Source organism: Eoetvoesiella caeni, assembly GCF_003315175.1.
Lineage (GTDB): Bacteria > Pseudomonadota > Gammaproteobacteria > Burkholderiales > Burkholderiaceae_B > Eoetvoesia > Eoetvoesia caeni.
This window is the reverse complement of record NZ_QNRQ01000002.1, coordinates 479,624-505,308: the sequence shown is the minus strand read 5'-3', so window position 1 is coordinate 505,308 and position 25,685 is coordinate 479,624. Positions and strand designations below refer to the sequence as shown.

26 protein-coding genes and 2 pseudogenes are annotated in these 25,685 nt (G+C 59.7%); 9 read left to right on the top strand and 19 right to left on the bottom strand.

What is annotated here, in order from left to right; all coding sequences use genetic code 11:
- Positions 1-98 precede the first annotated feature (98 nt).
- Positions 99-752: a hypothetical protein gene (locus tag DFR37_RS06040; protein ID WP_113932310.1), complete on the bottom strand. Its 654-nt coding sequence runs from the start codon at positions 750-752 to the stop codon at positions 99-101.
- A gap of 306 nt (positions 753-1,058) precedes the next feature.
- On the opposite strand from DFR37_RS06040, the gene DFR37_RS06035 reads away from it, so the two are divergent.
- Entirely contained in the window at positions 1,059-1,379 is a 321-nt protein-coding gene (locus tag DFR37_RS06035) for a type II toxin-antitoxin system RelE/ParE family toxin (RefSeq protein ID WP_113932309.1), read from the top strand.
- The gene (locus DFR37_RS06030; protein ID WP_113932308.1) at positions 1,351-1,650 is read left to right on the top strand and encodes an addiction module antidote protein; all 300 of its coding nucleotides are present in this window, start codon (positions 1,351-1,353) and stop codon (positions 1,648-1,650) included. The genes DFR37_RS06035 and DFR37_RS06030 overlap by 29 nt, the downstream gene beginning before the upstream one ends.
- A gap of 61 nt (positions 1,651-1,711) precedes the next feature.
- Here the strand turns inward: DFR37_RS06030 and DFR37_RS06025 are convergent, their stop codons facing one another.
- Positions 1,712-1,963 carry a hypothetical protein gene (locus tag DFR37_RS06025; RefSeq protein WP_113932307.1) on the bottom strand — a complete coding sequence of 84 codons (252 nt, stop codon included), beginning with the start codon at positions 1,961-1,963 and terminating at the stop codon, positions 1,712-1,714.
- A 343-nt stretch (positions 1,964-2,306) separates the two neighbouring features.
- Between DFR37_RS06025 and DFR37_RS06020 the strand changes: the two genes are divergently transcribed.
- The 3 genes and pseudogenes from DFR37_RS06020 to DFR37_RS06010 all read left to right on the top strand — a co-directional run bounded on the left by DFR37_RS06020 (position 2,307) and on the right by DFR37_RS06010 (position 3,746).
- The gene (locus DFR37_RS06020) at positions 2,307-2,657 is read left to right on the top strand and encodes a VOC family protein (RefSeq protein WP_113932306.1); all 351 of its coding nucleotides are present in this window, start codon (positions 2,307-2,309) and stop codon (positions 2,655-2,657) included.
- A 35-nt stretch (positions 2,658-2,692) separates the two neighbouring features.
- Positions 2,693-2,890: pseudogene (locus DFR37_RS23270) on the top strand (hypothetical protein); the annotation flags it as partial.
- Positions 2,891-3,170: 280 nt separating this feature from the next.
- Positions 3,171-3,746: a hypothetical protein gene (locus DFR37_RS06010; RefSeq protein WP_147251588.1), complete on the top strand. Its 576-nt coding sequence runs from the start codon at positions 3,171-3,173 to the stop codon at positions 3,744-3,746.
- 165 nt (positions 3,747-3,911) lie between these two features.
- Here DFR37_RS06010 and DFR37_RS06005 read toward each other — a convergent pair.
- The 13 genes and pseudogenes from DFR37_RS06005 to DFR37_RS05945 all read right to left on the bottom strand — a co-directional run.
- Positions 3,912-4,199: pseudogene (locus DFR37_RS06005) on the bottom strand (diguanylate cyclase domain-containing protein); the annotation flags it as partial.
- A 422-nt stretch (positions 4,200-4,621) separates the two neighbouring features.
- Positions 4,622-4,843, bottom strand: coding sequence for a hypothetical protein (locus DFR37_RS06000; protein ID WP_113932303.1), 222 nt, complete (start codon positions 4,841-4,843; stop codon positions 4,622-4,624).
- Between the two features lie 224 nt (positions 4,844-5,067).
- Entirely contained in the window at positions 5,068-6,258 is a 1,191-nt protein-coding gene (locus DFR37_RS05995) for an acetylornithine transaminase (RefSeq protein ID WP_113932302.1), read from the bottom strand.
- Between the two features lie 55 nt (positions 6,259-6,313).
- The gene (locus DFR37_RS05990) at positions 6,314-7,195 is read right to left on the bottom strand and encodes an EamA family transporter (RefSeq protein WP_113932301.1); all 882 of its coding nucleotides are present in this window, start codon (positions 7,193-7,195) and stop codon (positions 6,314-6,316) included.
- A 97-nt stretch (positions 7,196-7,292) separates the two neighbouring features.
- Positions 7,293-8,957, bottom strand: coding sequence for a TRAP transporter large permease (locus tag DFR37_RS05985; RefSeq protein WP_113932300.1), 1,665 nt, complete (start codon positions 8,955-8,957; stop codon positions 7,293-7,295).
- A gap of 2 nt (positions 8,958-8,959) precedes the next feature.
- A complete protein-coding gene (locus tag DFR37_RS05980) occupies positions 8,960-9,577 on the bottom strand; it encodes a TRAP transporter small permease subunit (RefSeq protein WP_113932299.1) in 618 nt (205 codons plus the stop codon).
- An 85-nt stretch (positions 9,578-9,662) separates the two neighbouring features.
- The gene (locus DFR37_RS05975) at positions 9,663-10,433 is read right to left on the bottom strand and encodes an ABC transporter permease (RefSeq protein ID WP_113932298.1); all 771 of its coding nucleotides are present in this window, start codon (positions 10,431-10,433) and stop codon (positions 9,663-9,665) included.
- A complete protein-coding gene (locus DFR37_RS05970) occupies positions 10,430-11,218 on the bottom strand; it encodes an ABC transporter ATP-binding protein (protein ID WP_113932297.1) in 789 nt (262 codons plus the stop codon). Before DFR37_RS05970 ends, DFR37_RS05975 begins: the two co-directional genes overlap by 4 nt.
- Positions 11,215-12,252, bottom strand: a complete 1,038-nt coding sequence (locus DFR37_RS05965) for an ABC transporter substrate-binding protein (RefSeq protein WP_379881451.1) — start codon at positions 12,250-12,252, stop codon at positions 11,215-11,217. Before DFR37_RS05965 ends, DFR37_RS05970 begins: the two co-directional genes overlap by 4 nt.
- Before the next feature lie 58 nt (positions 12,253-12,310).
- The gene (locus DFR37_RS05960; RefSeq protein ID WP_113932295.1) at positions 12,311-13,513 is read right to left on the bottom strand and encodes a xanthine dehydrogenase family Fe-S subunit; all 1,203 of its coding nucleotides are present in this window, start codon (positions 13,511-13,513) and stop codon (positions 12,311-12,313) included.
- A 4-nt stretch (positions 13,514-13,517) separates the two neighbouring features.
- Entirely contained in the window at positions 13,518-14,348 is an 831-nt protein-coding gene (locus DFR37_RS05955; protein WP_113932294.1) for an FAD binding domain-containing protein, read from the bottom strand.
- Positions 14,345-16,744: a xanthine dehydrogenase family protein molybdopterin-binding subunit gene (locus DFR37_RS05950; protein ID WP_113932293.1), complete on the bottom strand. Its 2,400-nt coding sequence runs from the start codon at positions 16,742-16,744 to the stop codon at positions 14,345-14,347. Before DFR37_RS05950 ends, DFR37_RS05955 begins: the two co-directional genes overlap by 4 nt.
- Before the next feature lie 46 nt (positions 16,745-16,790).
- Positions 16,791-17,885 (bottom strand): TRAP transporter substrate-binding protein, encoded by a 1,095-nt coding sequence (locus DFR37_RS05945; protein ID WP_113932292.1) that lies wholly within the window; start codon positions 17,883-17,885, stop codon positions 16,791-16,793.
- A 448-nt stretch (positions 17,886-18,333) separates the two neighbouring features.
- Here DFR37_RS05945 and DFR37_RS05940 point away from each other — a divergent pair, with 448 nt between their 5' ends.
- From DFR37_RS05940 to DFR37_RS05925, 4 genes are read left to right on the top strand one after another with little or no spacing between them, the layout of a single operon-like run.
- Entirely contained in the window at positions 18,334-18,639 is a 306-nt protein-coding gene (locus DFR37_RS05940) for a non-heme iron oxygenase ferredoxin subunit (RefSeq protein WP_113932291.1), read from the top strand.
- 24 nt (positions 18,640-18,663) lie between these two features.
- Complete coding sequence (locus tag DFR37_RS05935; RefSeq protein WP_113932290.1) at positions 18,664-19,950, top strand: NAD(P)/FAD-dependent oxidoreductase; 1,287 nt, start codon at positions 18,664-18,666, stop codon at positions 19,948-19,950.
- A gap of 33 nt (positions 19,951-19,983) precedes the next feature.
- Positions 19,984-21,273, top strand: a complete 1,290-nt coding sequence (locus tag DFR37_RS05930) for an aromatic ring-hydroxylating dioxygenase subunit alpha (RefSeq protein WP_113932289.1) — start codon at positions 19,984-19,986, stop codon at positions 21,271-21,273.
- A gap of 19 nt (positions 21,274-21,292) precedes the next feature.
- The gene (locus DFR37_RS05925; protein WP_113932440.1) at positions 21,293-21,808 is read left to right on the top strand and encodes an aromatic-ring-hydroxylating dioxygenase subunit beta; all 516 of its coding nucleotides are present in this window, start codon (positions 21,293-21,295) and stop codon (positions 21,806-21,808) included.
- 139 nt (positions 21,809-21,947) lie between these two features.
- Here the strand turns inward: DFR37_RS05925 and DFR37_RS05920 are convergent, their stop codons facing one another.
- The 4 genes from DFR37_RS05920 to DFR37_RS05905 are packed head-to-tail and all read right to left on the bottom strand — an operon-like array spanning position 21,948 to position 25,457.
- Complete coding sequence (locus DFR37_RS05920; protein ID WP_113932288.1) at positions 21,948-22,577, bottom strand: N-carbamoylsarcosine amidohydrolase; 630 nt, start codon at positions 22,575-22,577, stop codon at positions 21,948-21,950.
- Positions 22,574-23,617 (bottom strand): 2,5-dihydroxypyridine 5,6-dioxygenase NicX family protein, encoded by a 1,044-nt coding sequence (locus DFR37_RS05915; protein WP_113932287.1) that lies wholly within the window; start codon positions 23,615-23,617, stop codon positions 22,574-22,576. Before DFR37_RS05915 ends, DFR37_RS05920 begins: the two co-directional genes overlap by 4 nt.
- A 41-nt stretch (positions 23,618-23,658) precedes the next feature.
- Positions 23,659-24,480, bottom strand: coding sequence for an alpha/beta fold hydrolase (locus tag DFR37_RS05910; RefSeq protein ID WP_113932286.1), 822 nt, complete (start codon positions 24,478-24,480; stop codon positions 23,659-23,661).
- Positions 24,481-24,494: 14 nt separating this feature from the next.
- A complete protein-coding gene (locus tag DFR37_RS05905; RefSeq protein ID WP_113932285.1) occupies positions 24,495-25,457 on the bottom strand; it encodes an amidohydrolase family protein in 963 nt (320 codons plus the stop codon).
- Positions 25,458-25,685 lie beyond the last annotated feature (228 nt).

Here is a 25,685-nt window from a genome sequence, read left to right as displayed (position 1 = left end):
TCTCTTGCCTGAATATCCGGAACGACCGCTTTGGGCTGCGGATTCAACCATTAGGCTTTGGCTACAATCGGCCAGAGGCCGACATTTCCTCACACTGCCTAATACAGAGAACGTTCAAGGTTCCATGAGACTCCTGGTGTACCGGCGCCTCGTTGCTCTTGCACCTTCTCCACCATGGCCTTCCTGTGTCCAGCGCCGATGAGGAACACTCCATGAGAGAGTGCGCAGCGGATGCAATAGCCATTGATGTTCTCTAGCATTCCCGTCTCGCGACGATCATTTATCTCGCTCCATAGAGCGTAGATCTGTCGCAATCTGTCGTCGCCGATCCACTCGACGGTTGCACGAACCTCGTCGTAGATGGCCACCCATGCTTGGGCGCAGCGATCGCTGTTAAGGTATGGAAAGCCGTGATCATGCGTGTCGAGGCTATTCTGGTCCATCAGGCGGCGATATTTAGGGCTCGTCCTTTCGACCATTTTGAACATCTCCTTCGATTTTCTGAAGAACTCGTCGCTTGGTTGGTTCAAGTCCACGGGCACGACGTCGACTGGACGGCGCTTGCGATAGAGCGCAACGGCAGCAGGCTCGAGATTGCCGTGAGAGCCGCCGAGATAGTCAGTAAGATTGGCAGTGGGAATTTCAGCAAAAATGACGTCAGGTTGAAGGCGTTCAAGGATCGTCTGCAATTCAGCCAAGTTGGCGCATCCACTTTCAGCGTGGACAGTTCCGATCAGCGATATATGCGTCATATTTTAGGCTCAGAAGGTAAACTTAGTAGCGCTTGAAAGTCTTATTATGGCCCGAACAGTCCGCTTCGTCGGCCAAAAGCGCTCGCTGCCATCTATACTGACCTACATGACGAAACTTATCATCCGCCCCGAAGCTCTCGTGGGCTAAAAAGCACCAAGAACATCGCTTATTTATCAACGCACCAAGTATTTGAAGAGCAATTCAATTACTGCTTAATCACTGCGTCAGTTCACCTCATTACCCATAACCCTGCAACATGCAAGATTAAGGCTTGCGAATCGTAGCCGCAAGGCTACAATAGGCGTATGTACAGCATCCTTGAAACTGAGCAATTTGTACAGTGGCTCGACGGCCTAAAAGATCGTACGACTCGTGCGCGGCTACAGCTTCGTCTAAGAAAGGCGTCGCTTGGCAATCTTGGAGACCACAAACCTATCGGTGACAACGTGTGGGAAATGCGTGAGGCCTTCGGTCCAGGCTGGCGACTGTATTACATTTTGCACGGAAGAACAGTCATCATGATGCTTGGCGGAGGCCATAAGTCCAGCCAAAGGAAAGATATTGAACGAGCCAAGGCTTTGGCTCAGGAGTTACGAAATGAGCAAGATCAAGACCCGTCCGTTTGATGCATCGAACTATCTCAACGATGAGGCAGATATCGCTGCCTACCTCCAGGTTGCAATGGAAGATGGCGATCCAGCACTATTGGCGGCAGCGTTGGGCGACATCGCCAGAGCCCGAGGCATGACTCAATTGGCTCGCGACACCGGACTTTCTCGGGAAAGCCTTTACAAGAGTCTTTCGGGAGAGCGTGCGCCTAGCTCCGATACGCTGTTCAAAGTGATCCATGCCATGGGCTTTAAGCTAACGGTAGAGCCTCTGAGCACGCATGGTTGAATCCTCGCGTGTCGGGAGGCGGCCAGGTGCGGTCGCTTACGGCTAGTGAATCCTGTCGGGATCAGCTGCTGTTGATCCAATCTTGTGTATCCCGGATGAACCAGGGAAGATTCAACCTTTCCCCCTCGCCGGACTGTATGGTCAAAAGCTGACCCGAAGAACCGGAGGTGCTGTTCGCGCCTTGTGTCGTGGAAGATGGGTGGCTGCGATAGTCCAGGCCGGTTTGCGGGGGCGGATTGTCCGCGCAGGCGGTAATCGACGCGCATGCGACCGCGGCAAGGACTGGCCGTAGTGCTAAGTGTAGGGTCTTCATAAGGTTCTGGTTTCTGCTGGCGGCACAGGCCGAAGTGCCGCGCAATCAAGGCCTCTACTCCGTACCTTACTCCCAATACGAGGCCTCCGTCAGCTTCTCACGCCCTTCGATGCCAGTATCCACAACCAACGGGCCCGACCGCTACCGCTGCTGAGCGGTCCTCGGCAAGGCTTCTTAGAAAGACTGCAATGGGTCGCATTCGGCCGCAGCGTAGAATGTCAATCGACCCGAAACGGGCGACGACCAATTTATCAGTCTGATCCACCGTGTTCTGGCGCACTTTGTCACGATAGTGTCTGCACAACAGAGGAACAATTGACCGATGCTTTGATAGGAGTATGCTTTGAAAGTAAACCGAATCGTTGCAAATCTGAAGTCAAATGATGCAGCTCTTGCTCGATCTTTTTATCAAGATATTCTTGGCCTTGACTTGCTTATGGATCACGGATGGATTCATACGTATGGCTCAGACGCCAGCATGGAGGTTCAGGTCAGCGTTGCAAGCGAAGGCGGCTCAGGAACTGACGTGCCCGCTCTATCCATTGAGGTCGATAATCTTGAAGAAGTTCTCAAGCGCTTGAAGGGCAGAAACATCCCTATTGTCTACGGCCCTGTTGACGAGCCGTGGGGAGTACGTCGCTTCTATGTTCAGGATCCCACGGGTGCCCTCGTGAATATTCTTCAACACATTTGAACCACCACCATATCCGCGTCGCTGCCGCCTGACCAGCCGCAAGGGGTCTAGACCCCACCCCATACGAAACGCACACCATGCGAAGAACAAAAGCCTCATTAATTTACCGGCGTACGAAAAACGTAAGAGCAGGTCAATTACTACTTGGTCGCCCCAAGCTCGAAAGCACAGTGCGATATCTTGGTATTAAGGTCAATCATGCGCTGGAAATAGCAGAACAGACAAAAGCATGATGTTTACTTACAATTAAATAGGACGCCATTCGCTTGGTTTCTGTCCGGCCATCGGCGGTCGTAAACGATTGACTGCTTTGCGGCATGTCAGTCTGGTCAAATGATTGATCGCGCAGCCAGCGAATCCATAGGACTACGCACGCCCCCATCACCCTCCTTGAGCACATGGGTGTCTCCTTATAACACGTCAAATTTCATCGAATGCTTCCATACATCGTCGCTGCTGCTTCAATTCTCGTAGTTGTGCTCTCACTGTACAAAGAACGGAAAACTTCGCCGGATGACTCATCCTCCATTCATGCAATTCGCCTGCATCATTGTCGGTCAGGCGGTACTTGTAGTTCTTGCGTTCTGGGCTGCAATGGATTCGACAAGTTCTTCCAAAAAGGCCCAGATAGCTCGGCTCGATGCTGAAGCAGCGGCTGCAGCTGCAGGTCATTCCACGGCAATCCTCGAGAAGTACGTACTTGAATTGCTGCCTTACGCGACGGTACTGAAGAATCAAAAAGGCTATCAACAGGCCGTCCAAAAAATGCCGCCGGAAGTTGCTGAGCGATTCGATTGGGAGCGTGTCATACAGCCGAAGCAGAAGGAGAGTCTTGTTGGCGCAAGGCGGGCATTCGCCGAGTTGCAGCGTGTCGCCCGGGAAGTACTCCACGAAAGCGCTATGTATGGAACGAGGTATCCTGAGGCAATGACAGCGTGGGCAAATCGAACCTTAGAAGTAGATGCGGATACGCTACCTGAATTGCTCTCAGGTGCACCAGCAGGGCAGGCTTATGCGATGTTAGTTGGCAAGGCTACCGGTGTTTCCTGGAAAAAGTATCAAGATGCGGCGGCTCGGTTGTCGCAGTGAATCTAAGTGCTCGTTTGAGCGGATAACCCTCGGTAAGCCTCCGTCCGCCGTTTAATTTCAACGTTGAACGACTGCTACCAGGCGCTGATTCTCGCGACTCCTAAGACCGCTCCGGGTCGACTTCTGCCTAACAGGCCAGGCAACGTCAGCCAGACCAGGCCTACCTCATTTCTCAAAAGCAGAAGGGTTGCGGCCGGTTTTCTTGGCGATGTAGAGCAGCCCCTCCTCCCGATTGATGAAGCGCTGGATACCGTCGCCAGCGGTCGGCACCAACGTGCATACACCCAGGCTAACGGTCAGCCGGTCGCTGATCGACGAATGAAAATGCGGGATTGCGAGCTGTTTGATGGCCTTGCGGCAGCGTTCGGCCACCAGCGCCGCGCCCTTTGCATCCGCTTCCGGCAGCACCAGTATGAACTCCTCGCCGCCGAAACGCGCCACGAAATCCCGCCCCCGAGTCGCTGTCTTGTCTAGCGTCTACGCTATTAACTTCAAACAGTCATCGCCCTGCAAATGGTCATAAATGGCGGAAAACTCCAGACCGCCAGGCCGGTCCGTTCCGCTGATTTTGCGAAGTTGGAGCAAGCCATTTCGACGCTTGTTTTCAGGAGGCAAGCGAGCGCGTGTTCGAGCGCAGCGTTTACGGACGGCCAGTGGCCGTCCGTTCGCGTGAGTTCGCGAGCGCCTGAAAACAAGCGTCGAAATGGGTAGCCCCGGCAACGCCGGGGCCGCAGCGACCTGAGCAAAATCAGCGGAACGGACCGGCCGCTCAAGAACCCAAAACACAACCAAGAAAAAGCAGCCTCAAAAGAGAGACTGCCTTTTCCATACCAGCGTTAAGCCATAACGACCTGGCCGCTAAGGCCTACGCACGATCAGCCCCGCGAAGAAACCGGGTCGCGCTGCATCAACTGCACCACAAGAAAGATCACGGTGCCGACAGCCAAAGGCATCCACGAAGGAACCGCGACCGTAACTATCCCCAGCGCTATTGCCGCCAGAGAACCAAAGAGAAGAACATTGTTGCGCCCGCTAAATGCTGCGCCGATTGCGGTGCCGATAAGTATCACGGCGAGAAGCTGATAGATATAGTGCATGGATGCCCCCTTTTATTCATTGGAGTCGTTGGCGCCGCGAACGGCGCCTGGAAAGTCGTCCATACAGGACCGCCCGAGTTTATCATCGATACGCGCACAAAGCCCGCGCCATGGAAAGCCCCTCGCGGCAACGGCTCCGCCATCTGGGCAAACAAAAGCATTGCAAGTAAAAATGCGGCCCGCGGGCCGCATTGTTCAGGAACTAGTCCACAGGCGCCGATGCATCAGCCCCGCACTTTGGTAATCACTTCATCCAGGCGCGCCAGCATCAAGTCGATTTCTTCTTCGGTGACGTTAAGCGCCGGCATGAAGCGCAGCAGGTCCGGACGCGGCGAATTCAACAACATGCCCTCGGGACTCCAGTCGCGCGCCGTATCGACGATTTGCGTTCCATCGGCGCGGTCCAGCTTAAGGGCGCGCAGCAAACCGACGCCGCGTTCGCCCTTCATGCCCCATTTTGCCGACAACGCCAGCAAACCGGCCGACAACTGCGCCGCGCGGGCATTCACGGCGTCCAGGAAGCCGCGGCCTGTAATCGCGTCGAACACGGCAATGCCGGCTGCCGTCATCAACGGGTTGCCGTTATACGTACCGCCCTGGTCGCCGGGCTCGAAGCAGGTGATTTCTTCGCGCGCGCACAAGGCGGCCAACGGCACCCCGCCGCCTATGCCTTTGGCCAGCGTCATGATGTCGGGCACGATGTCGGAATGCTCGTAGGCAAACAGCTTGCCCGTGCGGCCCATCCCTGTCTGCACCTCGTCCAGGATCAACAAAAGGCCAAGCTCGTTGGTCAGCTTGCGCAAGGCCTGCATGAACTCTGGGCTGGCCGGAATGACGCCGGCTTCGCCCTGCACGGGCTCGAGCATGACGGCCACGGTTTTGTCGTCGATCAGCGCGCGGACGGAATCCAGGTCGTTCAGGTTGGCTTTTGGAAAGCCGTCGACTTGCGGCGCGTAGATAGTGTCCCAGCCCGGCTTGCCCGAAGCCGACATGGTGGCCAAAGTACGCCCATGGAAACTATGATCGAACGTAATGATCTTGTAGGCGCCGTTGCGGTTCAGCCGGCCCCATTTGCGCGCCAGCTTGATCGCGCCTTCATTGGCCTCGGCGCCGCTGTTGGCAAAAAATACCCGGTCGAAGCACGATGCGCCGGTAAGCCGCTTGGCCAGGTCCATGGACGGCTGGTTGTAGAACGCCGGGGAAGGATTGATCAGTTGCGCAGCCTGCTTGCCCATGGCACCGACAAGTTCGGGCGGGCAATGGCCCAGGCTATTGACCGCCCAGCCCTGTATGAAGTCCAGGTAGCGCTTGCCATTGTGGTCTTCCAGCCAGGAACCCTGGCCGCGCACAAACACCAGTTTCGGACGTGTGGTGATTTCCATTAATGCATTGACGCCCGACTGATCAAATTCCATTTTCGCTTCCTGTAATAAAAGAAAGAGCGGCCGCCCATCGGGCCATTGCGGGATTTTAACGCAACGCGGCACGCCGGCGCGCAAACCGCGAGCCGAACACATTGATGGCCAGCCCCAATACGGCAATCGCCCCGCCCAGCCACTGCGCCGGGCTAAGGCTTTCGCCCAGCAGCAGCATGGCGGAAATCAGCCCCACGATGGGTACCAGCAAGCTCAGCGGCGCTATCTTGCCGACCGGATGGCGGGTCAGCAGCTTGGCCCACAGCACATAACCCAGTGTGGTTGCAATAAGCGCCAGATAAATCAGCGCGCCGAATCCGACCGGGCTTAGATTGGCAAGGCTGTTATAGATGGCGGCTTTGCCTTCAAACGCCCAGGACAGCAGCAGAAAAGGAATGGGCGGCACCACGGCGCCCCAGACCACCAGGCCAAGCACATCGACCTTGTGCGTGTACTTGACCACAATATTGCCGCAGGCCCAGCAAAAGGCCGCGGCCAAAGTCAACACAAAGCCCAGCGCCGTAACGTTGCCCGCATGGGCGCCATACTGAATCAACCCCAGGCCGGCTGCCGCGACAACCATGCCCGCAATATGATGGGGCCGCATCCGCTCGCCCAGCAGCAGCGCGGCTATCAGCACCGTGAAAAACGCCTGCGACTGCAGCACCAGCGAAGCCAGCCCGGCCGACATGCCCACCGTCATGGCCGTGAACAGGAAAGCGAACTGCCCGACGCTTAGCGTCATCCCGAACAGAATAAGCAGCCGCCAGGATACCGCCGGGCGCGGCACGAAAAACGCCGCCAGGGCCACCAGCGCAAAACGCAGGCAACCCAATAAAAAAGGCGGTATTTCTTGCAGGCCGACCTTGATGACGACAAAATTGACGCCCCAGGCCACGATAACTATCAGTGCGGCAAGACAATCCTTCAAGGGCATTGCGATCCTTTCAAACTATTCGCCTGCACAACAACGTGCATGCGAATGTACAACAAGGTATCGATTATCCGGCAATGCCCCCCTATTCGCCAACCGGCTACTTGAACACAGGCGCACCGCCCCCGCCGCCGTACATGCCGCCGGTACCGTAATCGCTGTGCATGTCTATCTTCACGGTACTGGGGTCCACCGTGGAAGCCCCGCTTTTGTAATGCGTGACCGTAGTGGGAAACATCAGCACAATCAGCACCACCAGCAACTGGATGCAGATGAAAGGCACCGAACCCCAGTAGATTTGCCCGGTCGTGACCTTTTTGATGAGCTGGCCGGTTACCTTGTCTTTATAGTCTTCCTTGGGCGCAACAGAACGCAAGTAGAACAGCGCAAAGCCAAAGGGCGGATGCATGAACGAGGTTTGCATGTTCACCGCCAGCAGCACCCCGAACCAGATCAGGTCGATGCCCATCTTGTCTGCCACCGGCCCCAGCAGGGGCACGATAATGAAGGCCAGTTCGAAGAAGTCCAGGAAGAAGGCCAGGACGAAGGTAAACAGGCTGACGATCAGCAAAAAGCCTATCTGCCCGCCCGGCAGGCCAATCAGCAGGTGCTCCACCCACAAGTCGCCGTTTACACCGCGGAAGGTCAGCGTGAATATCGTCGAGCCCACCAGAATAAAGACCACGAAGGACGTAAGTTTGGTGGTCGTGATCATGGCCTGGCGCAGCAGCGCCATGGGCAGGCGCCCCCGCAGTACGGCCATGATGATGGCGCCCACGGCGCCCATGGCCCCGCCTTCGGTCGGCGTGGCGATTCCCAGGAAGATGGTTCCCAGCACCAGGAAGATCAGGAACAAAGGCGGAATCATCACGAAAGTTACGCGCTCGGCGATCCGCGACAGCAGCTTCAGGCGCAACACCTTGTTCAGCACCGCCAGGACGAATGCCGTCAACCCCCAGATCAAGACACTGATCACAATCAGCTCGTCGACGGGCGAGCCGTCGACAAGCAGCACATCGCCCACGCCTACCGCCACGGCAATGGCTATGGCCATCAGCACCAGCAGCGACTTGACGCCATGGCTGCCACTGGGTTCGATGAAGGTGCGCGCGCTTTCAGGAATGGCCGGCGCCGCATTGGGGCGCAACAGCGACACGACCAGCACATACAGAATGTACATCCCGACCATGATTCCGCCCGGAATGATGGCGCCGCGGTACATATCGCCAATCGACCTGCCCAGTTGGTCGGCCAGCACGATCAGCACCAGCGAAGGCGGAATAATCTGCGACAGCGTTCCCGAAGCCGCAATCACCCCGCTTGCCAGGCGCCGGTCATAGCCATAGCGCAACATAATGGGTAGCGAGATCAGCCCCATGGAGATCACCGACGCAGACACCACGCCGGTCGTCGCGCCCAGCATGGCACCAACCACGACCACCGCAATGGCCAGGCCGCCGCGCAGCGGGCCGAACAACTGCCCGATGGTTTCCAGCAGGTCTTCGGCCATGCCCGAGCGTTCAAGTATCAGCCCCATGAAAGTAAAGAACGGTATCGCCAGCAGGGTGTCGTTGGCGATGATGCCGAAAATACGCTGCGGCAGGGCCTGGAACAGCACCGGCGTGAAAAACCCCAGCTCTATTCCCAGCAGGCCGAACAACAAACCGTGCGCCGCCAGCGTAAACGCCACCGGAAAGCCCAGCAACAAGAACAAAACCAGCGTGGCGAACATCACCGGCGCCATATTCAACATAAGAAAATCCATGATCAACGTCCCTTCTCTTGTTCTTGTTGTGGGTATTCGGCGTCGGCCACGCCAAGGATGTCTTCGGCCAGCAGTTCCTCGGCCGACTTGGCCTCATTGCGGCGCGTCGGATTGGGGCAGGCGCCGGCAAGAAAGCCTATGCACTTGATCAAATGAGAGATGCCCGCCAAAACCAGAAGGATGAAGCCGACGGGAATAAGCAGCTTGACCGGCCAGCGCACCAGCCCGCCGGCGTTGGACGACATTTCGTGGGTCGTATAAGAGTCCATCAGCATGGGAAAAGACAACCACAGCACCAGCATGCACACCGGCAGCATCAACACCAGCACGCCGAAGATTTCCACGGCAACCTGGCCTTTTTCGGGCAGTCGCGACGACAGGATGTCGACTCGCACATGTTCGTTGTTGAGCAGGGTAAAACCGGCGGCCAGCAAGAAAATGGCGCCGAACAGGTACCACTGCAACTCCAGCCACGCGTTCGAGCTAAGATCGAACGCCTTGCGAAAGACCGCGTTCGTGGAGCTGACGATCACGACGATCAATATGACCCAGGCCACGGCGCGGCCGACCCAGTTATTGATACTGTCGATGAAGCGAGATAAAACAAGCAAGCCGCGCATGGGTTCCCCTTTAATAGCGCACTAATCCTACGGCAGCCGATTCCGGCAGCCATGCATCTACGGCAATCGAAATTAAAACGATCTTCTATTCGTTATGTATTTGCCGCCACGGCGTAGCGCGACGCTCTATCCAGGCCAGCGCCCCATACAACACCAGCCCCATCACGGCAAGCAAGAACAGCGCGGCAAATACACGCACCGTATCGAAGGTTCCTTGCGCGCTCATGATCACATAGCCCAGGCCACGCTGCGACGAAACGAACTCGCCCACAATCGCGCCGACCAGGGCCAGCGACATGGCGACCTTCATGCCGGCAACAATAGAAGGCAGTGCGCAGGGCAGCTTTACCTTGAAAAAGAAATCCCAGGCCGAGCCCTTCAGGACCTTGCCCAGATCGGTCACATCCTGGGGCACCGAGCGCAAGCCATGCACTGTATCCACGATGATCGCGAACACGGCAATCAAGAAGGCGATGGCGATCTTGGGCTCAGCGCCTGTACCCAGCCACACCACGAACAAAGGGGCCAGCGCTACTTTGGGCACGCTGTTGAAACCGATGATCAAGGGATACAGAAAGCGCTCGAACATGCGCGACCCGACCAGCGCAACAGCAATCAGCACGCCGCCAACGACCGACAAGGCAAATCCGCCAAGCGTCGTCATCAAGGTGTACAGGCTGTGCTGCATGTACCAGGGAAACTCGGCGGCCAGTTCGGCAAGAATCTGCGAAGGCAGCGGCAGCATAATGGCGCGCACATGCAGCACCCGGCACGCGATTTCCCAGATGACGAACACGACTATCAGCGAAAACAGCCCGGCGGCGCCCGTGCCCAGCTGGTTAAGATGAGCCTTCATACGGCAGCCCCTTTTTCGTTGATCAGCCCCATTTCCTCGAAGATGCCGCGGATATGAGCAACATAGCGGCCGAATTCGGGCGTTTCGCGCACCGACAAATGGCGTGGGCGAGGCAAGTCGATCTCGATGGTTTCCACCAGGCGCCCCGGCCTGGGCGAAAACACCATGACGACATCGCCCAGGAAAACAGCTTCGGAAATACCGTGGGTCACGAACAGCACGGTGTTGCGCGTCTGCATCCAGATGCGCTGCAGTTCGACATTCATCTGGTCGCGCGTAAACGCATCCAGCGCACCGAAAGGCTCGTCCATCAGCAACAGTTTCGGATCGTCGACCAGCGCCCGGCAGATTGCCGCGCGCTGCCGCATCCCGCCCGACAATTCGCGCGGGTAGCTCGAGCCGAAATCGCTCAGGCCCGTCAGGTTAAGCAGATAGTCCACTTTTTCCTGATATGCCGACGATTGCTTCTTGGCGAACTCGACAGGCAGCAGAATGTTCTTGCGGATGCTGCGCCATTCAAGCAGGGCATCGCGCTGAAACACCATGCCGATATCGTCGGGCGGCCCCTGCACCGGCTTGCCATTGACGCTTAGCTCGCCCCCGGTTACGTCCTCGAGCCCGGCCACGCACCGCAAGAACGTACTCTTGCCGCAGCCGCTGGGCCCAAGGATGCTGACGAAACGCTCCAGCCCGATATCGGCGCTGACGCCCGCCAGCGCCTGAACGCCGCGAGAGCCCGGATACTGCTTGGACAAATTATGGGCATGTACGGCCGATACGCTCATTTCTTGGACACCATCGCGTCGTATTTTTCGGGATGAACCAGGCCGCTGACGTAGTAATCGGTTGCCGGAGCCTTGGTGCCGATCAGGCCCACGGAGGACAAGGTCTTGACGGCCTGTTCCCAATTGGCCGGCACGGGTGCGCCCATCGGCGTGCCAGCCGGCGGCGTACCGAAGAAAGGCTTCAGCGCATCGATCTGGCCGCGCAACACCTTGCGATCCAGGCGCGCCTGCGGACGCTGCGCGATGATGGCATTGACGGCCTCGTCCTGATGGCCGTCGTATATGTACTGCCAGGCGCGGGCGGTTACGCTGGCAAACTTGGAAATGGCTTCACCGCGCGTCTTCAGCTTGTCTTCATTGGCGAAAATGCCGAAGCTGGGCATGTTCAGGCCGTAGTCGGCAAAGCTGATGGCATGCGAAGGACGCGACTGCGAAACCACAGGCAAAAAGAAGGGAATCGTCGAAACGCCCGCATCCGCACGGCCTACCGCATAGGTAGTTGCCTTGCTGGCGGCATCCACATTAAGCAGCTCGACATCGCTGCGCTTGATGCCGCCGGCCGCCAGGAAGGAATCGATGAAAGGCGCTTCCAGGGAACCCGCGGTGTAGACCACTTTCTTGCCTTTCAGGTCGGCCGGCCCCTTGATATTCGAATCGTCCGGTACCAGCAGGCCTATGTCGCTGCGCCGTGCAAAAACCGCCACAGCCTTGACCGGCAAGCCTTTGTCGCGCGCAATCATCATCGACGCCAGGGCCGCGTGGCCCACGTCGAAGCTGTCGCCCGAGCCCACGATCTGCACCGTCGTCACAGAACCATTGCCGTCCTCGAAACGCACATCCAGGCCGGCCTGCTTATACCAGCCATTTTGCTGCGCCAGATGAAAGGCAGCATGAACGCCCCAGGGCGTCCAGTCCAGGCGCACAGCCAGGGGCTCAAGGCTTTGGGCGGTCGCCGCCGCAGCAGCCATCAGACACCCCGTCGCGCTCATCGCAATACGCAGCCACGCAGCAGACATTATCTTTTTCATCATCAACCTCGCCTAATATGAAAAAAGTGGATTTCCTACTCTGTATCGGCACCTGGCTCGAGCGCTATGCGCCGAAAAGACGCTTGATTCTTTCCCACAGCACACCCATGAACATCCTGAATGGCTTCAGTTCGGCCTGCGGCAAGGCTTGGCCTGCCCCCGCCGGGTTCTGCAGGCGCAAGGTCACGTTGCGCCCGAAATCGGCAATCATGCGGCGCACGAAGTCCTGCACCAGCCCCGACCGCGAAAATTGCGCCAGCGGGCCTTGCAAGGCGTACAGCAGGTCGACTTCGACCCGGCTTGCCTGCTCGGAAACCGCCAGCACCCGGTAGCCGATATCGCCCTTGGCTCGCGACTGGCTTAGCGAGTCCTGGCCCGAGCCGCGCAACATCGCCGACATTTGCTGCTCGTTGCGTTCCAGTTGCGCCGTGCCGTTGAAAGCCGCCGCCATCGGGCCGAACTTGATGGCAATCTTGCCCTTGACGCTGTCGCCGTCCTGCTCTTCGATCACCGCGCCCGGCAGGCAACTGGCGACCGCCGGCAGGTCGGCCATGAAGGCCCATACCTGCGCTGCGGGGAAAGGCACGTCGAAGCCGCCCTGGATGCTGGAGCCCTTGCCCGCCGCGCCCGCTGGCGCAGCTGCCGTAGCCGCCGGCTGCGGCTGGACTGGCGCCGCCGCGGGCTGCTCGGCCTTGAAGCCGGTAAACGCCGCAGCGCTTGCTTGCGCCGCCGGCAGCAAGGCCGTTTTGCCTTCCGCCATCAAGCTGCGCAAAGCGTCAACCTGGGCATCGGGCTGCGCGCGCAGGTCTGAAAGCACCGACATGACCGCAGCCGTAATCCCCTGATATCCCGTGCAACGGCAAATGTTTCCGGACAATTCGATGCGCACCCGGGCCTCGTCGGCCTCGGGCAGCCGCAACACAATATCGCGCGCCGTGGCCACCATGCCTGGCGTGCAAAAGCCGCACTGCAAAGCGTGGTGTTGATGAAATGCGGCACGCACACGGCTCATGATGGGGTCGTCGTCGTAGCCCTCGATGGTCGTGACCTGGCGGCCGTCGCAAGCAACGGCAAACGTAATGCAGGAGCGCACCGGTTGGCCGTCGAGCAGCACCGTGCATGCCCCGCAAACGCCGTGTTCACAACTTAGGTTGGTGCCGGTCAGGCGCACTTCTTCGCGCAGGAAGTCGCCCAGATGGGTACGCGGTGCGACGTCGCGGGCCACCATGCGGCCATTGATTTCCATTGATACTTCAGACATTTGCATTCCTCTACTGGCCCAGCGCCTGGCGCAAACAACGTTCAACCACCGTGGCATACAAACGTCGGTCGACCGCACTCTTGTCCGGCGTAATGGTCTCGATCGCCGCGGCGATCGAATCCGCATCCGCGGCCTTCAATCCTTCTTGCGCGACACGGCCCGCCAGCTCGTTCAGGTAGCGCGGGGCGCCGTCCAGCGCACCCACGGCAATACGCGCCACTTTTGCGGCCGGGTCGAAATAAGCCGAGCAACTGGCTTCGGCGAATTCGCCGGTCTTGCGGCAAAACTTGTAATAGCCCCACCGCGCGCCGGCGTTTTTCTTGGGTATGTAGATCGCGGCAATCATTTCATCGGGGCCGACCTCGGTCGTGTATGCGCCATGCATGAACGCCGGCATGGCGACACGCCGCGTACCTTTCGCTGAAACGATTTCAATTTCGGCCGCCAGCGCCGTGGCCGCCAATACCCAGTCGGCCGCGGGGTCGGCGTGCGCCAGGCTTCCGCCCAGGGTGCCGCGGTTGCGCACAGCACGGTATGCAATGCGCCCTGCCACTTCTTGCAGCATATGCCCGCGCAATGGCTCGAACACGCCGTCTTCGATTTGTGCATGGGTAACGGCCGCACCGACGCGCACGGTATCGCCGACTTCGGTAACGGTGCGCAACTCTTGCACGCTCGAAATATCCACCACGGCGGCCGGACGCGCGAGGCGCAGGTTCAACATGGGTCCCAGCGACTGGCTGCCCGCCATGACCTTGCAGGCGCCGTCAAGGCCCGCCAGCGCGCTTAACGCGTCGGCGACGGTGCTTGCATGTGTGTGTTCGAATTTTGCCGCCTTCATTGTCCTGCTCCCTGCTTGCCGCTGGCGGCCGCAAGGCCCGCCTCGCGTCCCTGCGCCAGCGCCTCCAGAAGACGATGCGGCGTCAGGGGTGTTTGCGATACTTCAACGCCCAGTCCGCGCAAGGCGTCGTTGACCGCGCCGAAGATAACGGCCGGCGGCGCGATTGCACCGCCCTCGCCGACGCCCTTGGCGCCGAATTCGGTATGAGGCGAAGGCGTTTCAAAATGGTCGAAGCGGATATTGGGCACTTCCGTCGCCCCGGGCATTACGTAGTCGGCCAGCGTCGATGCCAGCGGTTGGCCGTACTCGTCGTAAGGCGTTTCTTCATACAGCGCCGTGCCTATGCCCTGCGCAATTCCGCCTATGGCCTGGCCTTCGACCACCATGGGGTTGATCATGGTGCCGCAATCTTCCACCACCACGTAGTCCAGGATTTCGACCGATCCCGTGCCGGGGTCCACGGCCACGATGGCCGCCTGGCTGCAGTATGAAAAACTGCCGGTGTCCACCTTGGGCTTGTAGCCCACGCTGACCTCCAGGCCCGCAGGGTCGACGTCCGCGGGCAGCAACTGCGGATTCAAATACCAGGCATTGGCGACCTGCGCCAAAGGGATGCTTTTATCGCCGGCTATCGCCATGCCGTTCTCGAACTGAACCAGCCAGGAATCGGCACCCATCAAATGGCCGGCTATTTTTTGCAGGTTCGGCAAAAGCTGCTTGCATGCACGGGACACTGCGCCGCCCGACATGACCAGCGAGCGCGATGCGTAGGTGCCCGTGGAATACGGTGTGCGCCCGGTGTCGCCGTGCACCAGGCGTATGCGCGCCACATCGACGCCGAGTATTTCGTTGGCGATCTGGGCGAACGTGGTCTCCATGCCCTGCCCGTGCGAATGCACGCCCACTTTGATTTCAAGGCCGCCGTCGGGCGTCATGCGCACCGCGGCCTGGTCGAAGCCCGGGATGACGGGCGTGCCCCAGGCGGCGAATACCGATGTGCCATGCGCCGACTGCTCGGTATAAGTAGCCACGCCCAGGCCGATAAGGCGGCCGTCGGGTTCTGCGTGCTGCTGGCGTTCGCGCACGCCTTGCGCATCGATCATTTCAAGGGCGCGGCGCAGGCTGGCGGGATAGTCGCCGCTGTCGAAGTGCTTGTTGGTGACGTTGACATACGGCATTTGCTCGGGCTGGACCAGATTTTCCAGGCGCACTTCCCAGGGTTCGCGGCCCACTTCGCGGGCCAGCGCGTCCATGGTCAGTTCCATGGCAAAGCAAACGCCCGTGCGGGCCACGCCGCGATACGGCAGGAATGCCGGCTTGTTGGTGGCGACGCAGCGCGTGGTGCAGCGATAGCCCTGGAATGCATACGGCCCGGGCAGGTTGCCCAATGCCTGTCCTGTTTCCAGCCCGGTGGTAAACGGCCATACAGAATACGCGCCGCCGTTGATGGTTATTTTGGCGTCCAGCGCCAGCAAGCGGCCCTTGCGATCGGCGTAGGCCGTCATTTCATAATGGTGTTCGCGGGTATTTGCGCCGGCAATCAAGTGCTCGCGCCGGTCCTCCAGGTAACGGAAGGGCCGTTTGTACGTCTTGGCCAGCCAGGCAACGCAAAGCTCTTCGCGCTGCAATACGCACTTATAGCCGAAGCCCCCGCCGACATCGGGCGAAATGACCCGCACCTGCTCCTGGTCCATTTGCAGGAACTGAGCGATGCCGGTGCGGATTAAATGTGGAACCTGGGTCGAGGCATACACCACCAGCTGGTCGGCCTGGTGGTCCCAGTACGCCAGCACGGCCATGCCTTCCATAGGCAGCATGCACTGGCGCGACAAATTCATTTTGCGGGTAACGACCACGTCGGCCTGGGCCGCAAGCTTGTCGAAGTCCTTGTCGGCGCTGAGGCTGACGAAAACGTTGTCTTTCCACTCGTCGTGGATCAGGTCGGACGTGGCCGCCGCGGCGCTTGCCACATCCACATAAACAGGCAGGTCGTCGTAATCGACCTCGATCAGCTCGGTCAGGTCTTCGGCCTGTGCGCGCGTGGGCGCAAAAGCCATGGCCACCGGTTCTCCGACGTAGCGCACCTTGCCATGCGCCAGGGGCGGCATGGCCGACACCTGGTACGAAGGCAAGGTGGAATCCGCCACGATGTCCAGCACCCCAGTCAGCGAATCGCGCAGGAATACGTTTTCCGCTTCTTGGGCAACGCGCGTGGCGGCAATCCGGGCATGGGCTAGCGGGCTGCGCAAGAACGCGACCTCGCTTATATTGGGCATGCTCATGTTGCCGATGAAGTTGCCCTTGCCTTGCAGATGCCGGGCGTCCTCCTTGCGCAGCAGACGTGCCCCCACGCCCTGTTCCTTGGCCGCCTTCGTGGGGTGATCGGAGAGTTTCATTACTTGACCTGCCTGTTAATGACCTACAATGCCCGCGCTTTTACAACTAGCGCTGCGCCAAAGCGTTGAAGGTAAAGTTATCGAGTGCGTTTTCCGCTACACGGAACCAGCTTGCCTCGTCTTCCTGGTATTTTTTCCAGCTGGGATAGATTTTTGCAAAGTCGGGATTCTTGGCCGAAAGCTCGGTCCACAATTCTTGCGAGCCCTTGTATGCGGCCTGCATGACGTCCTTGGGAAAGTAGCCCAGCTTGGCGCCGCCGGCAACCAGCTTGCGCAGTGCCGCGGGATTATGCGCGTCGTAGTTGGCCAGCATGCGCAGCGCCTGTTCATTACAAGCGCACTCGAATGCCGCCTTGAAAACGGGAGGCAAGGCATTCCATGCTTTCTCGTTGACCATGGTGGTGATCGAGGCACTGCCTTCGAACCAGCCCGGCGAATAGTAGTAGGGCGCAACCTTGTTCAGGCCGAGTTTTTCGTCATCGTAAGGTCCTATCCATTCGGCCGCGTCGATCGTGCCTTTTTCCAGCGACGGATAGATGTCGCCGGGAGGAATCTGCTGCGGTATCGCGCCCAGCTTGGACAGCACCATGCCGCCAATGCCGCCGATGCGCATTTTCAGGCCCTTCAGGTCGGCCAGCGATTTGATTTCCTTGCGGAACCAGCCGCCCATTTGCACGCCCACGTTGCCCGACACGAAGTTGACGATGTTGTACTGCTTGTACATGGCGCGCAGCATTTCCATGCCGCCGCCATATTGGATCCAGGAGTTGTGCTGGCGCGCATTCATGCCGAACGACAGGCCGGTGTCGAATGCCACCGCCGTATTGGTGCCGATGTGGGCGGTTGCCAGCACATGGTTGCATTCAACCGTGCCATTGCCGACGGCTTCCATGTTTTGGGCATAAGGCACGATTTCGCCGCCCGGGAAGGCGCGTATTTCGAACTTGCCTTCGGTAAGCTCGCCAACGCGTTTGCAGAGTTCGGCGGCGGAGCCGTAAATGGCGTCCAGGCTTTTAGGCCAGCCTGTGGACATGCGCCAGCGCACGGTAGGCGTTTGTGCGGCAATGGCGGGCAAGCCCACGGTTGCCAGTCCTGCCCCGGTAGCGGCGGCGACCTGTGTAAGAAAGCGGCGTCGTTGCATGTACAGCTCCTTTTATGAATTGGATATTGGTTTGGCTTGTCGATGCGGCAATTGCATAGCGGGAGCATGTTTATTGACCATGGCCGCCAGCTTGTCTCCTTAGCGCCCAGCGCCGTTGCAGAAAGTTTGCACGGAGCATCCGGCAAAAAATCCGTCAGCACGCTGAGTGATTTGTTAGTATGCTGATCAATAAATTCAGTGTCAACGAGGGTAAATACGGAGATTTAATGCATAGGCCCTTCGAAATGAGGCAATTGAAATACCTCGGCCAACGCCGCAATTCTCCTGTATGGCCGCCGCTTTTCTCAAGTCCGGGCGAGCGCCGCCGCAAAACCGGCGGGATGCCGCCCTGATGCGGCCAAAAACTAGTGGAAACCCCAATATTTGGACCAATAGATATACAGCATACTGACTATATTAATCGTAAAACTCAAAGATACATGGCTTTATGAACTGGATAAAAATCGCAAGCGTGGACCAAATAGCAGCCGACGAGTCGTTGGCAATCGAAGTCCAGGGCAAACAATTGGCGCTACATCAATGCGACGACGAACTGTTCATTACCGACAACGTCTGTACCCATCAATATGCGTTGCTGTCCGACGGATTCCTTGAAGATGGCTGCATCGAATGCCCGCTGCATCAGGCCAAGTTCGACCTGCGCACCGGCCAGGCCATGTGCGCGCCGGCCACAGTCGGCGTCCAGACCTATCCCGTCAAAACCGAAGGCCAGGATATCTTCGTCGCCTTATAGCCGACCGGCGCATCGAGAACCAGCATGACGTCCATCTCTTCCATTCTTATAGTCGGCGCGGGCCAGGCGGCGGCGGTTGCCGCCTCCGCCCTGCGCGACCATGGCTACTCCGGCCGCATTACGGTGGTCGGCAATGAAGCCCATGCTCCATACGAAAGGCCGCCGCTGTCCAAGTCGGTCCTGGCCGCCGTCGACACCCCCGAACCGGCCATCGCCGTCAAGGCGCCCGACTTCTTCCACAGCCAGCAGGTCGACTTGCGCCTGGGCGTCGAAGTCTGCGCTCTGGACCCCAGCGCCCGCCAGGCCGTGCTGTCCGACGGCACCCGTCTAGGCTACGACCGCTGCCTGCTGGCCACCGGCGGCACGGCCCGCACCCTGCCCGCTTTCCCGGCGTCATCGCCGGCGGTGCATTACCTGCGCACGCTGGACGACGCACGCGCGCTGCGCGCACGATTGCGCCCAGGCCAGCATATTGCCGTGGTCGGCGGCGGGTTCCTGGGGCTGGAAATCGCCTCGACGGCACTTGGCCTGGGCGTTGACGTATCCATCGTCGAAACCGCGCCGCGCGTTCTTGCGCGCGTCGTCCCGCCGATTTTTTCTGCCTGGATGCAGGAACGCATTGCGCAATACGGCGCCAAACTCTATACCGGCCAAGCCATCGCCGACGTTCAATTGCCCGACGACGCCGGCCAGCCGGCCATTCTGGGCCTTGCCGACGGTACCCGCATCCAGGCCGCCGCAGTCGCCGTCGCCATCGGCCTGGCGCCCAGCACCCTACTGGCCGGCAGCGCCGGCTTGCGGGTCGATATGTCCAACGGCGGCATCGCAGTCGACGCGCACTGCCGCAGCAGCGACCCTTACATATATGCGGCGGGCGACTGCACCAGCCAGACCCGCGCCGACACCGCCTTGCCGTTGCGCCTGGAGTCCTGGCAAAACGCCAATGAACAGGCCCGAATCGCCGCCTGCTCCATGCTTGGGCAAGACGCCGAGCCCGCCGCGTACCCATGGTTCTGGACCGACCAGTTCGACTGCAATATCCAGATGCTGGGCCTGCCCCGCCCCGACCTGGACTACATCGTGCGGGGCAGCCTGGATTCCGCGTCCGACTCGCCACGCTTCATCATGCTGGGATTGCACGGCGGCAAGCCTTATCAGGCCCTGGCGGTCAATGCCGGCGGCGACCTGCGCGCGCTGCGCCCCCTGCTCGAGCGCGCCTTGCCTGTCGAAGCCGCACAGTTCTGCGACGAAAGCATGACCGTACGGGCGTTTGCCAAAGCGGCCCAGGCCCTGGCGGCAACGCCCGGCTGACCGGCACTTACCGAATACCTCAGGAGACCTTCCATGTATCAATCACAATCCGTCATCGGACAAACTGTCGGCTCCAAAGATGCAGCGCTGGCCGATTGCGCCTGGCCCGCCGAAGGCCTGGACGCCATTCCCGACTGGGTCTACACCAGCCAGGAAGTCTACGACCGCGAAATGGAACGCATTTTCCACGGCGACACCTGGAACTACGTGGCCCTGGAGACCGAAATCCCCAATCCGGGCGACTACAAGCGCTCGTTCGTGGGCGCCACACCGGTTGTCGTCTCGCGCGCGCAAGACGGTTCTTTGCATGTTTTTGAAAACCGCTGCGCCCATCGCGGCGCCGAGTTCTGCCGCCACAGCCACGGCAACGCCAACGAGTTCGTTTGCCCTTATCACCAGTGGTCGTACGACCTGAAAGGCAATCTGCAGGGCGTGCCATTCAAGCGCGGCGTCAACAAGGCGGGCGGCATGCCGCGCGATTTTCGCAACGAAGACCATGGCCTGCGCAAGCTGAACGTCACCACCCACCACGGCGTGGTGTTCGCCTCGTACTCCGACAAGGTCGAACCCATCGAGCAATACCTGACCCCGGAGATCCTGGAAGACTTCAATGTGGCCTTCCCCGGCAAGCCCCTGAAGATACTGGGCTACTACCGCAACGAAGTGCCATGCAACTGGAAGATGTACCACGAGAACCTGAAGGATCCCTACCACGCCACCCTGCTGCACTCCTTCCTGGTCGTCTTCGGCCTGCTGGTGGCCGGCAACAAATCCATGATGCTGGCCGACTCCAAGCACGGCCGCCACGGCATCATGGGCTCCGCCAAAACCGACGATCTCTACGCCGCCGTCAGCGAAGAAACCAAGAAAGAAATGCGCTCGTTCAACGACGGCATGCGCTTGCGCGATGAACGCTTCCTGGAATTCATCAAGGAATTCGACTCGCCCTGGTCGGTCACCATGCAAACCGTCTGGCCCAATCTCGTCGTACAGCGCGAAATGAACACCATGGGCGTGCGCCAGATCATTCCCAACGGCCCCAACAGTATGATCATGGAATGGACCATGTTCGGCTATGCCGACGACACCGAGGAAATGACGCGCCACCGCCTGCGCCAGGGCAACCTGATGGGCCCCTCGGGCTTTCTCGGCCTGGAAGACAACGAAGCCATGAAGTTCGTGCAGGAAGGCGTGCGCCGCTCCAGCAGCAACGTCAATGTCATCAAGCTGGACTCCGGCAAGATCGGCACGTCCGAATCGCTGATCTCGGAAGCGGCCATCCGGGCCATGTATCAATACTACCGCGGCGTAATGGATTTCTGACATGCTCAACACTATGAAAATGGACTACACCTATACGCCTGCGCGCATCGATCCGGCGCGGTCGCGACTGCTGCGGGCGCAGATCAACGACTTTCATGCAGAATATTGTGCCGTGCTGGACACCGGCGACGTTGAGCTATGGCCCGAGTTCTTTACCGAAGACGCGCTGTACCGCATTACCTCGCGCCAGAACGCCGACCTGAAGCTGCCTGTCGGGCTGGTATATGCCGAAGGGCGCGACATGATGCATGACCGCGCCGTGGCGATCGGCCGCACGCAGATGTTTGCGCCGCGCCATAACCTGCACCTGGTGACCAATATTCGCATCATCGACGAAACCGCCGATGGCGAGGTCGAGGCCGAAGCCAACTTCCTGCTGATTCAAACCCTGGTCGAAGGCCCTTCCACCGTCCACTTGGCCGGCCGTTACTACGACCGCTTTGTCCAGGCCGGCGGCGACAAACTCCTGCTCAAGGAGCGCCAGGTAATCTATGACACGGCCATCCTGGCCAACGACCTGGTCTATCCCGTTTAAGCTTGCGCATTGGGCTGCTGCGCCTTGGCGCGGCCGGCCTGCACAGCCGCCCCGCCACAAAGGCAGCGCTTGGGTCCAGTCCAAAAAAATCCCCCAGGAACGAAGCTCTTGGGGGATTCTTGCTTGAGCAAAGGCTTGCTTAGATAGCAGCCAGCGCCTTCAGCGCTTCATCGCGGTTCAGCACCGTGGCGTATTTTTGCTCCATATCGAACAAATTGGCATCGTGCGGATCCAGGGCGCGGTCGCCCACGCAGTCGGCCAGCACCAACGGCCGAAAACCATACTGCATGGCATCGACCACGCTGGCGCGCACGCAGCCGCTGGTAACCGCACCCGCCACTACCAAAGTCTGCACGCCGCGCTGAGCCAGCCATGCCGCCAGCGTCGTGCCAAAGAAGGCCGACGGTACGGTCTTGCGCACCACCAGCTCGCCCTGGGCCGGCGTCAGTTCCGGCACGATGGCGCTATTGTGCTCGTGTTCTTTAAGCGTAAGCATGCCGGGCACTTTCAAGCTGAAAATATTGTTGTCCGCGGCGTCGTCGGCAAAGACAATACGGCTATGCGCCACCGCCCAGCCGCACTCGCGCGCATGCGCCAGCAGCGGCACCGTATTGGCAATGGCCTGCGCAATATTGCCGCCGCCAAACACCTTCGGATCGGCAAAGCCATTGACGAAGTCGATGATCAACAGGCCCACCGGCTTTTTCAGTTCAAGCCGTGCGCCAAATCCCTGGCGCGCATAAGTTTGCACGTCGTTGCCCTGGCTCATTTCACGCCCCCGTCCAGCACCTTGCCGTCGCGGACCATGTCTTCGCCATCAAGCCGCACCGTGCAATGGCGCAGCGGGATATCGATATGGCAGGCCGTGGTCCGGCTGCCGCCGGCTTCGTTGTTGGGCCCCAGGGAAAACAGGAAATTGCCTTCAAAGGCGCGCGCGTCCATGCCTATGGTCTGTTCCTTGTCGTACAGCGAAAGCGTGGACCAGTGGCAACGCGGCTGCAGGCCCCAGCCTATATGCGAAATCGCATAGCCTTCGGGGTCGTTGAACGAGGCCATATAGTCGCGCAGCAATTCAGCGTCGATACCGCCTTCGATCTTGGTGGCGTAGCCGTTTTCAACGGTCAGCTCGATGCGGCTGGTGGTATAGGATTTTTGCGGCAGCAGGATGTCGCCCACGTCGATGACAATGCGTCCGTTGGCCCCGCCCTCGTCGGGAAAGGTCAGCGCAAAGCCGCTGGGCCAGTGGTCCCACCGCCCCGGCTGGTCGACAAAGCCATACTCGCTGATTACCGGGAACTGTCCCAGCGGGCAACGCAGATCGGTTCCCGCCGCAGAAACGACCGTCATCTCCTTGGCTTTGGCGATGCGCGCCGAAGCCGCCTTCACCCGCGCCCGGTCGCCCTCGGTCGGCACCGTGCGCACCAGGATTTCGGGCGGCTCGACCGCCAGCAGGATCTTGGTGCCGGACGCAAGAATTTCGTGCTGTTCGGGTGAAAACAATAACGTCATCAGGTCCAGCACGAGGTCGCTTTCTTTCAAGGCGGCGATGGCGGGACGATTGCCAGTAAGCGGGGTCGTACCCAAGTAGGCCAGCGGGTCGCGGCTTAGCGCCTTTTCGGCATTGACGGGCGGCAGATCAAGGCGGTTGACGACCGCTCCCATGGCTTGGGTTGCTATCGTCGCAGCCGCCAAGGTTTGCGGATGCGTGGCGGAACTGGTCAAGATGGTAACGCTTTGGCCGCGCTCCAGGTTCGAGAGCGTCAAGACCTGCTTCCAGGCCTCGATAAGTTGATAGTCGCTGACAGGCATGGTGTTCTCCTAATTGAACGGATTGGTTCAAGCCTTTGGTATCAAAGCTCGGCGCCCAGAAAGCCGCCGAAGGCACGATAGAAGCCCTCTTCGTTGTCCCAGGGAATCATATGGCCGGCGCCGGGCACCCGCGTGGTTTCGACCCCGGGCAGCAAGCCGCGGATCTCGGCCACGTCTTCTTCCAGGATTACGTCGCCGCGCTCGGCCGCCATCAACAAGGCCGGCACCTTGATATGAGGCAGGTCGGCATGGATGTCGTCATCGTGAAATCCGTCGAAGCTGGCCAGAATGGCGCGCTCGTCGCAGGTATGCAGCCACTCGGCCCGCAGCTTCAATTGTTCGTCCGTCCATGTCGGGCAGAAGCTGCGCATGTCTTCGGCGCTGCAGCCCTTGCGCGCCAGCGCCATGGAGTCGACATACCAAGGCAGCTTGGACGGATAAGCCCGGCGCCCAGGACCCGATACCGGCGGATCCACCAGAACCAGCCGGGTCAGCCCCGCGGGGTTCGAACGAGCCGCACGAATGGCAATGCGCGCGCCCATGGAATGCCCCACTATGCTGTATTTATTCAGTCCCAGGGCCTTGGCAAACTCGATCACGTCCGTCGCTTGCGCATCCAGGCTGTAGTCCAGCGTATCCGACGCCTCGGACAGGCCGCGCCCCCGCACATCAAGAACATAGGTATCGAATTGGCTGCCCAGACGCTCGCCCACAAAACCCCAGGTAATGGCGGGGCTGGTTATGCCCGGCACCAGAACCACCGCGTCGCGCCCGGCGCGGGCGCCGTCTGTTCCGCCATAGCGCAGATAGTGCTGGCGGATGCCGTTGGCGTGGACATTGGCGCCATAAAGATAAGTGCTCATGGGTCTCCCTTTCGTTATAGCTTGAACAGCCGCTCTGCGTTGCCGTAGTATACCAGGGCCCGCGTTGCATCGTCCATCGGGGCTTGCTCGATGAAGTCGGCGGCGATGGAACTGGACTCGTATGGGTAGTCCACCGAGAACATGACGGCCTGGGGCCCCATCTCGGCGATCGCGCCCATCAAGGCGCCCGCAGAGCATACGCCCGACGTGGTAATGACAATATTAGTACCAATATATTGCGATGGCTGGCGCTTGAGCTTTACTCCGCAGGGATAAACGGCAAAGCGGCTGTCGAAACGCCAGCGCTGGAACGGCAGGCCTTCGCCCATATGTCCCAGGATTACCTTCAGCCCTGGAAAACGGTCGAACACGCCGCCGAACAGCAGCCGCAGCGCATGGGTGGCCGTTTCCACTCCCCAGCCCCAGGTGGCACCCGCTATTTCGGGATGGCCGTTATAAGAATGGGTTGGGCCGTAAGCGTCGAACGGATGCAAATACAAAGGCACATCCAGCGCCTGCATGCGTTCCCAAAATATATCGTACGCGGGGCCGTCGTAGTACACCCCATTGGTATGGCCGTTTACCAGCGCCCCCTTGAAGCCCAGTACCTTGACGGCGCGCTCGAGCTCGTCGGCGGCGGCCTGCGGATCCTGCATGGGCAGCGTGGCAAAACCGCCGAAACGCTCGGGGTTGCGTGCCACCTGGGCCGCCAGAAAATCATTGTTTTCCCGCGCACGGGCGATGGCGACCGCCGTGTCCAGTTCTACTTGCACCCCGGGGCCCGTCTGCGACAGGATGACGTAATCGATGCCGGCCTTGTCCATTTCCTGCAGGCGCATGGCGCCGAAGTCGCTTAAACGCGCATTCAGCTCGGCGGCCACCTGCGGCGCTATCTGACTGACAAAGGCTTGGGAATAATCGCCGAAGCCCACCGCCGAAAAATGTTCTTCAAAAGCAATCTTGCGTATCCGACTCACTCAACTCTCCTCGTTTGACAGATGGCCGTGCCCCCGCCCGGTTCAGCGGCATGGCGATTTTTATCAGTGTGCTGAGGATGAGTGCCGCTGTCGTCCAATATTGCGCGGGAAGAAAGCGGCGCCCAGCCCGTCGCGATGCGCATGGGGCAGGCCTTTTGTATCGGGGCGGCCTGACCCGCGCCATCCACCGTTATGGAAGCCGATTAAGTCAGTATACTGACTATTTAT